Below are 12,303 nucleotides of genomic sequence, written 5' to 3'. Positions count from 1 at the left end.
CCACACTGACATGATGCAGACGAACGATCTGGTTCTCGCCGTTGACTGCGGCACGACTTCACTCAAGGCGCTGCTCATCGACCAGCATCGACGGGTCCTGGCCGAAGCCAACGAGTCATACCCGTTGACGCAGACCGATGCCGGCGGGGCCGAGCAGGCCCCGGAGGACCTGTGGGCGGCTGTGGCGCGCGCGAGCCGAGCCGTGGTCGCCGCAGGTGCGGTCGACCCGAGCGAGGTTACCGCGTTGGTCCCGGTCGCCTCCTGGAAGGGCATCATCCCCTTGAGTCGACGGGAAGGGGCGCTCTGCCCGGCGATGCTTTGGCTCGACGCTCGTGCACAGTCGCAGGCGGCGCGGTTGAACGAGGAGGCGGGGGAGCTTGTGGGCACCGGCCAGGAGTACTGGCCGCGGCTCATGTGGCTGAAAGAGAACGAGCCCGACGTGTGGCGACGTGCTGACCACGTCGTCGGCTTGAACACCTACCTGAAGTGGCGCGCCACCGGCGTGGTGTGCACCGAGCCGTCCGACGACTTCGTGCACTCGCCCGACGAGGCAACCTCCGCTCGCTACGCCGCCATCCTCAGCGCCGCGGGGCTAGACGCCGACCTGGAGAAGTTCGCTCCCGCCCGGCCGAGCACCGCCGAGGTGGGCTTCCTCACCAAGGAGTCGGCCGCTGACCTTGGACTCACGACAGCGACGCGGGTCTTCAACGGCTTCGGTGACTTGCCCGCCATCACCGTGGGCACAGGTCGGGCCGAGTCGGGGGACACCCACCTGTACTTCGGCACGTCCTCCTGGTTCGTGGAGATCGTCGAGAGCCGGGAAGGGTCACCGGCGCCATTGCACTTCACGCTCGGACCCGGACGCGAGGGCGCCACCTACGCCCTGCAGTCCGGATGTCTGGCCTATGACTGGTCTATCGAGACCCTCTATCCGGCCGAGAAGCGCGAGCTCGGCGCCCAGGTCCACGACCTCGTCAGCGAGCAGGTCGCTCAGATCCCTGCGGGCTCCGGTAACCTGCTGGCCACGCACTGGTTGAACGGCGAGCTGCCCCCGCTGAGCAAGAGCGCCAAGGGTCTCTTCCTCAACCTGACGCCACAGCACGACCGGCGCCACATGGTGCGGGCGATGATGGAGAGCATCTGCTTCGCCCACCGCTCCAGCGTGGAACAGTTCGTGTCCCGAACGGGCGACGAACTGCCCGTGGTGCTCGCGGCTGGCGGTGGCGCCCTGAACGCGGTGTGGATGCAAATCCTCGCCGACGTGCTGCAACGGACCGTCGAGGTGCCTGAGCACCCGGGAACGCTCGGGGCGTGGGGGGCCTACTGCAGCGCGCTGGTCGGCCTGGGCCATGTCGAAAACACATCTGAGATTCCTGAGCAGCGGATCATCGGTCGCCGCTTCGACCCCAATCCCGGCAACGCCGCGACCTACGACCGGCTCTATGCCGCCCACCAGCAGCTGCACCCGGCGCTCGCCGGCGTGTTCGACCAGCTCAACGGTGCGTCCTGAACCACCCATGACCACCCCGGCATCAGCAGAGAGGCAGAGACGTCCCATGCGTGTTCTGGTATCGGAGTTCCGCCAGGAGAGCAACTCCTTCACCCCCATCACCTCCTCGATGGACTTCTGGAGGCAGAACGGCCTGCTGGAAGGTGAGGCCGTGGTCGGTGCGTTTGCCGGCACGCAGTGTGCGATCGGCGGGATGATCGAGGCGCTGCAGGAGTCCGAGCACCGAACGGAAGTCACCTACGCCATCACCATGTCCTGCCAGAGCGGTGGGACGGCTGAGCAACAGGTGATGGACTACTACCTTGACCGGCTGCTGCCGGAGATCGAGCGCAACCTTCCTCTGGACGCGGTGCTGTTGTCATTCCACGGTGCACTGCAGACCACCGAGTGCGACGACCCGGAGGCACTGATCGCACGCCGGGTGCGCGAGCTGGTTGGGGATGAGTGTGTGATCGCCGCGTCAACCGACCTGCACGGCTACATCACCGAGGACCTGGTCCGTGCCGCGAACTACGTGTGCGCCTACCACACCTACCCGCACGTGGACTACGTCGAGACAGGACGCAGGACCGCTGAACTCGCGCTGGCCGCTGCCGCCGCCACACCGCAGGAGCCCTTCCCGGTGACGGCCTGGGTGCCGATCCCCATGGTGGTCTCGGCTTCGGCATACAACACACGGTCCGGACCGTTCAAGGCTCTGATGGAGCGGGGGAAGGCGCTGGTCGCCGACGGCACGCTGCGCGACTTCTCGATCTACCAGATGCAACCGTGGCTCGACGTCCCTGACGGTCACTCCGCCGTGCTGGCCGTGGCCGACACTCCCGACGTGGCAGCTGAGCAGGCGCTCGAGCTTGCCGCTGCGCTCTACTCGCACCGGCACGACTTCGCCACGTCACTGTGGTCGATCGACGACGTGATCGATCGGGCCGCGTCGCCAGACAGCGCCAAACCGGTGATCCTGGTCGACTCGGCCGACTCCTGCAACGCCGGCGCCCCCGGGGACAGCATGGCCGTCCCCGCCCGACTTCTCGAACTCGACTCCGGGGTGAAAGCGGCCGCCGTCGTCAACGACACCGCGGCCGCACACCGGGCGCATGAGCTGGGAGTCGGCGCTCGGGGCACGTTCCGGGTCGGCGCCAGCCGGGACACGACCGTGCCGTTCATCGAGGCCGAGGGCTACGTGAAGTCCCTGCACGACGGCGTCTTCTCACAAGAAGGCCCAGCCGGTCGGGGGATGGTGCAACGCATCGGCCCAACAGCAGTGCTCTCCTTCGGCTCGCTCGACGTGGTGGTGTGCGAGTGGATGGCCGGCAACGGCGACCCCCAGCTCTTCCGTGCCCACGGAGTCGAGCCGACGCTATATGACCTAGTCGCAGTGAAGGCCAACACCTCCTTTCGTGCCGCCTACGAGGCGTTCGCCGGAGAGATCTGCGAGACCGACACCCCGGGCTCCGCCGCCCCCTCTATCGACCGACTGCCGTTCCGCCGCCTTCCGCGAACGCTCTACCCCTGGACTGACGCCCCGAAGCTGGTGAAGCAGGTTGTCCACGGCCCTGTCCCGGACAGCGACGAGCGTGGCCCCCGTTGTGAGGTCAGAAAAGTTACCTCGTAGCGGGATCATCGAGTGAGCGCACCAGTAGTGGGGCGGGACACATGAATCGTCGTCGTAGCCAGTGCGGGGTGAGCCGATGCTGATCGGACGGGGTCAGGCCAGCGCCGTGACGGCGTCGATCTCGTCGCTGACGTTGGGCACGGAACCCATACTGCCGGGTCGCCGCGGCCATGGGCCCGGGTGATGGTTTCGCCAAGCTCTCACCGGCACCGGCAGTCCGCGGCGGTACTGCGAGCCTGAGAACGGGGCCGTTCGCGCGTGCCGCAGGAGCGGGGCGCATCTACCCGCCGTGACTAGGGGAGTGCATCTGCGTAGATGCGATCGGAGGTCAGCCGGGCCTATCCTTTGACGCGTCTGGTCTCGTACGCCCACATCGCGACCTCGACGCGGTTGCGGGCGCCGAGCTTGTTCATCAGTGCGCCGACGTGGGTCTTCACCGTGCTCAGGGTGATGTGCAGCTCGTCGGCGATCTCGGCGTTGGTACGGCCGCGGGCGACGGTGAGCAGCACTTCTTCCTCGCGTTCGGTGAGCGGCTCGATCGGCTGGGTCGGCGGGGAGGCTCGCTCCAGGCCCGCCAGCGTGGTGAGCAGGCGGCGGGTGATGTCGGGTGAGATGAGCGCATCGCCGTTCGCGGCTGCGTGGATCGCCTGGACCAGGAGCTCGGCCCCGGCGTCCTTGAGGAGGAAGCCTCGGGCGCCGGCCTTGAGGGCGCCATGGATATACTCGTCGAGGTCGAAGGTCGTGATGACCACGATGGCCAGGGGGTTCTCCACGCCTGGGCCAGCGAGCTGGCGAGTGGCCTCGACGCCGTCGATGCCGGGCATCCGGATGTCGAAGAGGCAGACGTCGGGACGCAGCTCGCGTGCCACGGCCACCGCCTCGTGACCGTCCGTTGCCTCGCCGACGACCTCGATCCCGGGCTGTGCGTTGAGGATCGTGGTGAGCCCGGTGCGGACCAGGAACTGGTCGTCTGCGACCACCACCCGGATGGTCGCAGAACCAGTCACCGGGGCACCTCCCGCGGGAGGGTCGCCTCGACGGTCCAGCCGCCGACCGGGTCCGGCCCGGCCTGACAGGCGCCGCCGAGCAGCTTGGCTCGTTCCGCCATCCCGAGCAGGCCGTAGCCCACTCCTGCTCCGGGGCGGGCTGCTTCTCCGTCGTCGTGCACACGCAACCGTACGACGCCGACGTCGCTCCACACCTCCACGGTGACCGCCGTGGCGTTCAGTGAATGCCGGATCGCGTTGGTGACCGACTCCTGACAGATCCGGTAGACCGCCGCCTCCACCGGTTGCGGTAGGCCAGCGAGGTCGCCGCCGCGGTGCACCTGCACCAGGGGGCTCATCCGGGTCAGCTCGTCCAGGTCGCTGATGCCCCGCTGCGGCCCGTACTCGACTGGCTCAGCGTCGGCCGCCTCGCCGTCGCCCCCTTTCGTGTCACGCAGCACCCGGACCATCGTGCGCATCTCGTGCAGGGTCCGCGACGCCTCCGCCTCGATCACTGCGAGCGCCTCGACCGCCGAAACCGGCTCGTTGGCTGCCACCGCCCGCCCTGCCTGGGCCTGGATCGCGATGGCCGACACGTGGTGCGCGACGATGTCGTGCAGCTCGCGGGCGAGTTCACCGCGCTCGAGCGTCCGGACCTGCTGTACCTCACGCTGGTGCGCCACCGCGCGGTAGCGCATCGCGGCCCCGAGGGCGAACGCCGCGACCACCACGGTGGCGCCACCGATCAGGTCCCCGGCGGTCTCGGCGGCCGCGAGGCCCGGGACCACCGGTACGGCGACGATCGCCGTGCCGATCAGTGCGTCGCGCCCGGACGCCCAGCGGTACAACGCGTAGGGCAGCAGGAGGACGCAGGCCATGGTGTTCAGCCCCACATTGGCGACGTCGTCGAGGATCATCGGGAGGTGCAGCACCATCGCGCCGCCGAATCCGACCGCGGTTGCCAGGAGTGGATGAGTGCGTCGCCACAGCAGGACCGGGATCACCAGGAGTGCGACCACGGTGGCCAAGGGCCGCGCCGGTACGTCGGCGCGGAAGATTGCCTCGCCCACGGCCGTGACCAGCAAGGCCCCGACCAGCGCCCAGTCCCACCACACCCGCGCTGGCGGGTCCGGGGCACGGGGCTCGGCAAGGACCGAGCGGACGAAGGCAGCGAACACCTCTCCAACCTAGAGGGCGGTGACGCTTGTCGTACGGGGTATAAGTGCGAGCTGCTCGCCGTACTTTCGGCCGAGGAGCTGACCACTCCTTGGCCCGATGTGGATCGCTCGGCACCGGGCCACTGTCGAGGCATGTCCAATCTCCTCTACCGGCTCGGCCGGTCTGCTGCCACCCGACCCTGGGTGGCCATCGGCGCCTGGGTCGTCCTCGCGCTCGTCGTCATCACCTCCTCCGTTGCCTTCGGGCGCGATCTCGAGGAGAGCTTCGAGGCACCCGGCCTCGACTCCTACCAGGCTGCGGAGCTGCTTGCCGAGGCCCAGGCCGACGAGGGCGGGATCACCGCCCACGTCGTCATCGAAGCCCGGGACGCTGCGGCGCAGCTGGCGCCGGTGGAGGCCGCTCTCGCAGACCTTCCCAACGTGCTGAGTGCGACGAGCAACGTCTCGCCGGAGGGGGACATCGCGCTCGTGCGCGTGCAGTACCCCGCGGTCGAGCACCTCGAAGCCTCTGACCTGGACAACCTCAAGGACGCCGTCGCCGACCTGCGTGAAGAATCGTCCTTGACGCTGGAGACCGGAGGCGATCTGTTCTTCGCGTTCGAGGAACCACCCATGGCGCTCGGCGAGGTCGCCGGGCTGGTGGTCGCGATGGTCATCCTGCTCATCGCCTTCGGCTCCTTCGTCGCGATGGGTCTGCCGATCGGGATGGCGCTGTTCGGTCTGGTCATCGGCGCCACCTCGATGAAGTTGGTGACGTACCTGATCGACATCCCGGTGTGGGCGCCGCAGCTTGCCGCCATGGTCGGGCTCGGCGTCGGCATCGACTACGCGCTCTTCCTGGTCACCCGGCACCGCGAGCACCTGGCCCAGGGGATGCCGGTCGCCGAAGCGGCAGGCCGAGCCCTGGCAACAGCAGGACAGGCGGTGATCTTCGCCGGCGGCACGGTCGTCGTGGCGATCCTCGGGTTGCTCGTCGCGGGGATCCCGTTCGTGACCGGTGGTGGGGTTGCCATCTCCGCGATGGTGCTCGTGATGGTGCTTGCCTCGGTCACCTTGCTGCCGGCGTTGCTCGGACTGGCGGGGCACCGGATCAACGGACGCCGGCGCACGCCGCACCGGCCGAGCACCGTCTGGTACCGCTGGGGCGCTCACGTCACCCGCAACGCAACGGCGTACCTCGTCGGCGGAGCGGTCCTCATGATCGCCCTGGCCGCCCCCGTCCTCGCGCTCAACCTGGGCTTCCCGGACGACGGGACCAAGCCCGAGTCGAGGACCGAACGCCGGGCCTACGACCTGATCGCCGACGGGTTCGGCCCCGGGGCCAACGGGCCGCTGGTGGTCGCGGTCGACATCTCCCGGGACGCGTCCGTCGTGGCGCCCCTGGCGGCGGCGATGGCAGCCGACCCGGGCATCACCGCGGTCGCAGACCCGGCCATCAATCTCACGGCAGGCGTGGCGACCCTGGTGGCGCAGCCGACCACGTCTCCCCAAGACGAAGCCACTCAGGAGACCGTCGAGAGGCTCCGCAGCGACGTCTTCCCGACGGTGCTTGAGGGCGCGGTGCTTGAGGGCGCGGGGCTCGACGGCACGGGGCTCGATGGCAGTGGGCCGACCGCCCATGTCGGCGGTCAGACTGCCACCTTCGCCGACCTCGGTGACCGGGTGCAGGAGCGGATGCCGCGCTTCGTGCTGGCCGTGCTGCTGCTGTCGTTCCTCCTGCTCACGGTGCTGTTCCGGTCGGTGCTGGTGCCGCTGAAGGCGGTCGTGCTGAACCTGCTGAGCGTCGGCGCGGCGTACGGCGTGCTCGTCATGGTCTTCCAGTGGGGCTGGGCGGCCAGCCTGATCGGTGTGGAACAGGCGGTGCCGATCGTGTCGTTCATCCCGTTGTTCATGTTCGCGATCCTGTTCGGTCTCTCCATGGACTACGAGGTGTTCCTGCTGTCACGAGTGCGCGAGGAGTACCGCCGCCACGGCGACAACACCCGTGCGGTCATCGCGGGGATCGCCGGCACCGGGCGCACCATCACCGCAGCTGCACTGATCATGGTGGCGGTCTTCTCCGGCTTCATCCTGGGCAGTGACCCGGCAGTGAAGATGATGGGAGTCGGACTGGCCACCGCGATCCTCCTCGACGCGACCGTCGTACGCCTGGTCCTCGTCCCGGCCACCATGAAGCTCCTGGGCGGCGCGAACTGGTGGCTGCCGAGGTGGCTGGATCGGCTGCTGCCGGAGCTCGACCCTGCGTCGGCGGAGGAGCCGATGGAGGTAGCGGCAGGCCCGCCGTCGCTGGCTTCGAGGACGGAATGACCGCTCTGTGAGTTCATCGGTCGGTCCTCACTGACCATCACACGATGGCTCACCTCATCGAGATGACTACCGAGAACCACACCACTGTCCGGGACGCCACCTCAGGCGGGCCTCGAGGCCGGCGTCCTCGGTCCCCGGCGGCCTGCATATCGGTAGTGATTACTCATGCGCGGAGGGGCTCGCGCTCCCTACTCTCCTCGAGTGAGCTTCGGACGCGCCGAGGTGTCGGTCGACAGGCTGGAAAGGACATCCATGCATCTCCTGCCGAGCCGGTCGGCTTCTCTGCGGTGTCTCGTGGCGGTCGCGGCGATTGCGTCCCTGTGCCTGGTGGGTGTCATGGCCCAGCCATCGCCCGCGCACGCGGTCAACGAGGAGACCTTCACCGACCCGGCCGGTACGGACTGGACGGTCCCAGCGGGGGTGAGTCGCCTCGAGTTCGAAGTCGTCGGTGCCTCCGGCGGCGGCGGAGGCTTCTGGGACGGCGGGCAGGTCACGTGGAACGGTCTGGGTGGTTTCGGATCGCGGGTCACCGGCGCCGTGGACGTGCAGCCGGGACAGCTCCTGAGGTTCCATGGCTCCACGATGGGCGGTAACCCGGTGCCGACGCCGCCCAGTGGTGGCAACGGCGGCATCGGGTTCCGCCACGGAGGCGACGGCGGACACCGTGGTGGATGGCCCGGGACAGGCGCCCGAGCCGGTGGCGGCGGCGGGGGCGCGAGTGCCCTGCTCGGACCGGTGGGCAGCAGCGACGACTTCTCCGTGTTGGCCGTCGCGGGCGGCGGCGGTGGTGGTGGAGGCTGGGGGCGCCTGGACGCTTGGCACGGTGGGAACGGCGGGGAGTACGGACCCGACAGGGGAGCGTACGACGGCGGCAGGGGTCAGGGCGTGGCCGCAGGTTCTGGCGGGGAACGTTCCGGGGGAGGTCCGACCGGTGACGGTGGATCAGCCGGGTCGGGCGCATCGGGAAGTGGCGCCGGCGGCGGCGGTGGTGGCGGCGGAGGTGTCAACGCTGAAGGTTCCTCCGGTGGTGGCGGCGCTGGCGGGAGCGGGGGCGTCGGCGGTGGCTCCGGAGGTGGGGGCGCCGCCGGGGACCGGATGGTGCACCCGGTCGTCGAGGACCACACCTTCGGGGTGGACAGCGGGGAGCGGCGTGACGGCTTCGTCACGATCCGGTACGTCTTCGACACCACCACCACGGTGTCCGTGGAGCCCGAGGCTCCGCACGCCGGTCAAGCGGTCACCCTGAACGCCCAGGTGGAGAACCAGAACGATGCAGGTGACGTACCGCGGGGGAGCGTCGGGTTCTGGGCCATGGACTCCGACGGTGAGCTCGTGCAGAACCTCGGCGCGGAGTTCGCCAGTGGCAGCTCCGGGAGCGGACGCGCGGTGGCCACGGCGCACGACGTGGAGCTGCCCGAGGGCACCGCCTCGATCCGGGCTGCCTACGCACCGGCCACGGCTGCGCACCCCGCGATGGGTGCCTCGCACGGGACGACCGATGTCACGGTGCAAGAGGTGCAGACCAGCACGACGATGACGATCGACCCCGAACGCTCGGTCTACGGGCAGAGCCTCTCGATCGATGTCGACGTCGCTCCGCTGGAGGCGCCACCCGGGATCGGCCCGGTCACGGGGGAGGTCCAGCTGCTTCTCGACTCCCAGCCGGTCGGCACCGTCGGTCTTCGCGACGGCTCGGCAGAGTTCACCGTCGAGGCATCGTCGGTCGGCGGGTCGACGTTCGAGGCCAGGTATCTGGGTGCCAGCGGCTTCCAGGAGTCGAGTGACCGAAGAGAACATGCCACGGACAGGGCCGACACGTCGGTCTCGCTGTGGGTCGATCCTGAGTCCGTCGCCGTCGGTCAGCCGGTCGACGTGCGAGCAGTGGTGGCCGCGAGAGCTCCGGGGCAGGGCGTCGTCGAGGGGCGAGTGACGCTGTGGCTCGACGGCGAGGAGACGGACACGTCGGAGCTGTCCGGCGGTGAGACGACCTTCGAGGTGCGGCCGGAGGCCGTGGACGAGCACGAGGTACGCATCACCTACAAGGGGTCCGACCATTTCACGGAGTCGGAGTCGGACACGTTGAACTTCGAGGCAGGTCCGGTCGCCTCGACCGTGGAGCTGGCCATTGACCCGGTGGTCGCCGTGGTCGGCCAGAGCGTGAGTCTGGAAGCCGCCGTGGGGACCGAGGGCGCCGGAGAGGCGCCGACCGACGGTGCGATCCAGTTCCTCCTCGACGACGAACCGCTCGGCCAGGCAGTGACGGTCGAAGGCGGCCGCGCGATGCTCCAGACCGATCGGCTCCCGGTCGGGACGAGTCCCGTCACTGCCGAGTACAGCGGAAACGCCGCCGGTACGCGTTCAGGTGCCAGCAGCGCGGCCACCGATGTGCAGGTGAGTCGGGCAGAGATCGACGTCGAGGCGAGCAGTACCCCATCGCCGAGCAGTACCTACGGGGAACCGGTCGAGCTGAGCGCTGTCGTGACCCTGAGACAGCCCGCCGTCACCGACCTCACCGGCGAGATCGACTTCCTCGATCCCGATGACACCGTGATCGTCTCGGCCGACCTCGGGCCGGTGACCGACGATGGCACGGCCGGCGCCGCGGGACACCTTCGACGTGCCGAGGCCGTCGCCTCGGTCGACGACCTGCCGGTGGGCGAGCACGAGATCCGGGCAGTCCACCGCGACACCGCTGCGATCGTCGGGAGCGAATCGGTCCCCTTCGATCTCCAGGTCCATCGGGGCCAGAGTCAGGTCAATCTCTCGGCCAGCTCCGCCCAGTCGTTCCAGGGTGAGGAGGTCACCGTCACGGCATCGGTCGGCCCACGGAGCCCGAGCGTCCGGCAGCCGACCGGTGCGGTGCAGTTCCTGATCGACGGCCGCGAGCGGGGCGAACCGGTCGGGCTCGCCGGCTCGGGTGCTGAGCTGACGGTCTCCGACCTGCCCGCCGGAGAGGCCCTCATCGAGGCCCGCTACCTCGGCGACGACGGGTACGAGCCTTCCGAGGCCGATCTCGACCATCTGGTGGTGGAGCCTGCAGCATCAGGGGGTGGGGGAGGTTCCGGGGCGTCGACGCCTGACCCCACTGGATCTGACATCTCCCCGGAGGGGACGGGGTGGCTGCCCGGCGCTGGATCGGCGATGTCGTGGATGGCCGCCGTCATCGCGGTGCTGCTCCTCGTCGTGGGCGGCCTGATGGCGACCGGAACCCTCCGCCTGCCCTCACGTGCCCGTTCACAACGCGAATCCGCCAGTGGTCGCTCGGGCCGACGCCCGCTCCGGACGGGAGTGAAAGCCCTGCTGATCACCGCACTCATCGCCTCCGGCTCTTCAGCCGCGGTGCCCGAGCCGGCAGCGCATGCCCAACAGCAGACGACGGCCGCTCAACAACACACGGTGACCGTCTCTGGACGGACGGAGGGCGCGTTGAACGAGACCCCCGTGAGCCGGAACTGGGTCGTCCCGGCCGGCGTCAGATCGATCACCTACGAGGTGGTGGGCGGCTCGGGCGGAGGCTTCCGCAGGGCCTCGGGAGGTCTTGCGTCGATCGCGAACGAAGGTCGCGGAGGCTACGGAGCGCGTATCACCGGTCAGTACTCGGTGACCCCGGGGCAGCAGTTCGCGATCACCGCAGGAAACCAAGGCGTGAGCGATGTGGCTCGCCTCGGTGGATCGGGGTGGGTCGACGGCGGGCGCGGCGGAGAGGCCGGAAGCACGACCAACGACAGCACCAGAGGCGGCGGCGGAGGCGCAGTCAGCAGGCTCTCGGGTCCCGGGCTCCTCGCCCTTGCCGGAGGCGGGGGTGGAGCGGGCGGCCGCTCATCCACCCTCAGCCACGGTGGAAACGGCGGCGATGCTGGCCGTCTGGCCGGCGACGGCCAGCGGGGAGGTAGTGGTAGCGAGCACGGGGGTGGTGGCGGCGGCATGGGCGCCGATCCAGCACTCTCTGACCAGCCGGGGTCCGAGGCCGCCCCGTTGGAGGGTGGGGGTGGCGCTGGTTCCGGTGGCGGCGGAGGTGGTGGCGGTGGGGGCGCTTTCAACAGCGGCAGCGGCAGCCCCTATCCGGCCGCCAACGGTCTTGGTGGCGCGGGCGGCGGTGGCGGCGGCGCGGGCGACAGCTACGCGAACTCCAGGCAGCTGCAGAACACACCATTCATCCAGACCGACACCGGGGACGAGCGCGGCGACCCGCGGCCGGGCTTCATCCGGATCACCTACACCGTCTCGTACCCGACCGAGACGACCATCTCCCTCGACACCGATGACCTGTCAGCCGCGACACCGACGACGGTCCGGGCGACGGTGAGCAACCGTGACAGTGGCCCGCCACCTCCTGGTGTCGTGACACTGTGGGCGGTCGACGCGGACGGTGACGATCTGCAGGAGCTCGGCAGGCGTCCGCTGTCGGCGGGCCCGGCGTCCACAGGTGTTGCCCTGGCGGTCCAGCGGAGTGTCCGCCTCCCTGCGGGGACGGCCGCCATCCGGGCCGAGTACGATCCCGATCCCGGTTCGTGGTTCTCAGGGTCATCGGCGTCGCTCGCCCCTGAGTAGACGCTCCGCTGCGCGGGGCTCTGGGTGCGTTGGCAGGGCAGGTCTTGCGAGCTGGTGACGTGGGCGGCCGCGGAGGTCATCGATGTCGCGGTCCCTGCGAAGCGTCGGCGGTAGCGGCACTGGGCCGGCCAAGAGTGACCTGGGAACCTCAGCCACCCA

6 protein-coding genes are annotated in these 12,303 nt (G+C 69.5%); 4 read left to right on the top strand and 2 right to left on the bottom strand.

Annotated elements, in window-relative coordinates:
- Positions 1-13 precede the first annotated feature (13 nt).
- Together ACEVFP_RS13310 and ACEVFP_RS13305 are read left to right on the top strand one after the other, a co-directional pair.
- Positions 14-1,510 carry an FGGY-family carbohydrate kinase gene (locus tag ACEVFP_RS13310; protein ID WP_374999949.1) on the top strand — a complete coding sequence of 499 codons (1,497 nt, stop codon included), beginning with the start codon at positions 14-16 and terminating at the stop codon, positions 1,508-1,510.
- A 46-nt stretch (positions 1,511-1,556) separates the two neighbouring features.
- The gene (locus ACEVFP_RS13305; protein ID WP_374999948.1) at positions 1,557-3,122 is read left to right on the top strand and encodes a M81 family metallopeptidase; all 1,566 of its coding nucleotides are present in this window, start codon (positions 1,557-1,559) and stop codon (positions 3,120-3,122) included.
- 338 nt (positions 3,123-3,460) lie between these two features.
- Here ACEVFP_RS13305 and ACEVFP_RS13300 read toward each other — a convergent pair whose 3' ends face one another.
- Together ACEVFP_RS13300 and ACEVFP_RS13295 are read right to left on the bottom strand one after the other, a co-directional pair.
- Complete coding sequence (locus ACEVFP_RS13300; protein ID WP_374999947.1) at positions 3,461-4,129, bottom strand: response regulator; 669 nt, start codon at positions 4,127-4,129, stop codon at positions 3,461-3,463.
- Positions 4,126-5,286: a sensor histidine kinase gene (locus ACEVFP_RS13295; protein WP_374999946.1), complete on the bottom strand. Its 1,161-nt coding sequence runs from the start codon at positions 5,284-5,286 to the stop codon at positions 4,126-4,128. Before ACEVFP_RS13295 ends, ACEVFP_RS13300 begins: the two co-directional genes overlap by 4 nt.
- Before the next feature lie 132 nt (positions 5,287-5,418).
- Between ACEVFP_RS13295 and ACEVFP_RS13290 the strand changes: the two genes are divergently transcribed.
- Together ACEVFP_RS13290 and ACEVFP_RS13285 are read left to right on the top strand one after the other, a co-directional pair.
- Positions 5,419-7,593: an MMPL family transporter gene (locus tag ACEVFP_RS13290; protein WP_374999945.1), complete on the top strand. Its 2,175-nt coding sequence runs from the start codon at positions 5,419-5,421 to the stop codon at positions 7,591-7,593.
- Positions 7,594-7,929: 336 nt separating this feature from the next.
- Positions 7,930-12,144 (top strand): Ig-like domain-containing protein, encoded by a 4,215-nt coding sequence (locus ACEVFP_RS13285; protein ID WP_374999944.1) that lies wholly within the window; start codon positions 7,930-7,932, stop codon positions 12,142-12,144.
- Positions 12,145-12,303: the final 159 nt, after the last annotated feature.

This window comes from Aeromicrobium sp. CTD01-1L150 (genome assembly GCF_041951745.1).
Taxonomy (GTDB): domain Bacteria; phylum Actinomycetota; class Actinomycetes; order Propionibacteriales; family Nocardioidaceae; genus Aeromicrobium.
This window is presented reverse-complemented; position numbering and strand designations above follow the sequence as displayed.